The sequence below is a fragment of the Streptomyces sp. NPDC002884 genome (assembly GCF_040295245.1).
Lineage (GTDB): Bacteria > Actinomycetota > Actinomycetes > Streptomycetales > Streptomycetaceae > Streptomyces.
Genome location: NZ_JBEOVB010000099.1, coordinates 1 through 1,962, shown reverse-complemented (window position 1 = coordinate 1,962; position 1,962 = coordinate 1). Strand labels below are relative to the sequence as shown.

At 63.0% G+C, this 1,962-nt stretch carries 1 protein-coding gene; it reads left to right on the top strand.

Features of this window, described 5'->3' with window-relative positions; genetic code table 11:
• The first annotated feature begins 819 nt into the window (after positions 1–819).
• The gene (locus tag ABT070_RS46140; protein ID WP_351769355.1) at positions 820–1,386 is read left to right on the top strand and encodes a DUF308 domain-containing protein; all 567 of its coding nucleotides are present in this window, start codon (positions 820–822) and stop codon (positions 1,384–1,386) included.
• Positions 1,387–1,962: the final 576 nt, after the last annotated feature.

The following is a 1,962-nucleotide window of genomic DNA, read 5'->3' as shown; positions in this document are numbered from 1 at the left end:
CCCTCAACGCGTTCCAGATCGCCTTCGAGGGACGCCTGACCCCGAGCAACAACTGACCATCAACAACCAAGATCAGCCGTTAAATTGACACACCCCTTCCCGGAAACACCCACGCCCCGATCGTCGCCCGCAGCCACGCAATCACCAAGGCCCTTGCCGCCACTGGAGTCAAATACTGGACGGACACGGCATATCAAGGTACCCGCCACCTTGCCTGGGCGCCCTTCCCGGTCGCCGGCTCAAGCGGCAAAAGCAACGGCCAACAGCAGTCACGCCAAGATTCGGTGCCTCGGCGAGCCAGGCCACGACCGTCCTCAAGGGCCGATGCCCGCTGCGAAAGCTCCGCCACAGCACAAACCGGATCACCGACATTGCGAAGGCCGTCGCCGACTTCACCGCATCCCAACACAAGGCTGGAAAACGCTCAGTGAGCCTCCTCATCCTGCATGGGTCCAGGTCAGCGGCGTGTGGACGGCCGGACGATGGTGGCGATACGGCGGGTGGAGCACCTTGGGCATCGTAGTAGCCACCAGGACTTGAGCTGTGTGAAGGCGCGTTCTCCTGGAGCCCTCAGTCGGGCGTGGTCGTGGTGGGCTGCTGGTAGTGGGCGGGCTCGTCCTTGAGTTCAGCAGTCCCGTGATCGCCTCGGAGAGCACACTCTCCACCTTCCTGGTCTTGCGGCGAGGGAGAACGTTCGGTTTTGAAAGATGTTCGAGTCTGTTCTTGAACCCAAAGAAGGGACAGAACGTTCTACCTGGCGTGAACGCTCGGCTGTCCGCTCCCATCTTCAGGTCTACCCTGCCCCCGGAAGGCACTTTCATGGACACCCTCGTCAGTACCTCGTCCGCCGCCAGCAAGTCCACACCGCTGCGCATGCTTTATCTCGGGCGCTTCGTCTTCGCTGCCGTCTGGGCAGGCTTGCTCTTTACGAGCGCTGACAGGCTCGGTGCTCTGAATGTGACCCTCCTTCTCGTCTATCCCGCCGTCGACATGGCTGCCGTCCTCTTCGATGTGCGGGCCGCACAAGCCAACGGCGGCGCGGTACCGGCTCTATACACCAACGCCGGCATCAGCGCACTGGCGGTCGTCAGCCTGGCCTTCGCCGCCGCTTCCGGGATCCCGGCCGTCTTGCGGGTCTGGGGTGCCTGGGCCATTGTCTCGGGCGTCCTTCAACTGATCACCGGCGTCGTCCGCCGACGGGGGGGTGGCCAATGGTCAATGATCATCAGCGGTACCATCTCCACCCTCGCAGGCACCTCATTCATCACCCAAGCAGGGAGCGACGACGTCACCTTGAAGAACCTCGCTGGCTACGCTTTCCTCGGCGGCGCCTTCTTCCTCGTGTCTGCGCTCCGGCTGAATCGGGGAACCCGCCAACAGGCATGACGTCGACCACCGCTGCACACCGCACTCGGCGGCCAGCCACGGGACTGTGAAACGTTCGACTTTGTCTCCCATTCTGTGGTAGCAGAGAGTTATGGTTGAAGTGCGCCTGGTGAAAGCGGTTCCCGGTTCTGTCTGTTGCGAGGCCCCTCCCTCCCAACTTCGCGGAAGGCAGGCCGCTACCCTTGCCGCGAGCTGGGCGAATCATCGCCAGTAGCGCTTCACCCGAAGTCACCACCGGAGACAGAACCAAATGGGCGGTGTAACTCCCCTCGACTGCGTCTCATGCGGAGTGCGCTCTCGCGGTAGTCGACGGGGTACCCCCGCCACACAGTACGCGCCTCCCTCCAGCGCCCCGAACGGACACCAGGCACCTCGCTGCGCAACAGATAAGCGCAACCTCGTGTTCCTGGTCGACCGGGGCGTTCAGCAAGCAAAAACGCAGCGTCGGATGAACCAACAAGCCGTCATGTAAGAGCGCGGCTAACGAGCTGGTGCACGGTAGGCGGTGAGGCGTCGAGGACTGCGGCGGGGCTCGGTGTTCACATCTGTGCTGAGGTCAGGTCCGCAGTTTGCTGG

Bases quoted from the DNA above. Each gene is read 5' to 3' on its own strand.
- ABT070_RS46140 (WP_351769355.1), top strand. From the start codon at position 820: ATGGACACCCTCGTCAGTACCTCGTCCGCCGCCAGCAAGTCCACACCG.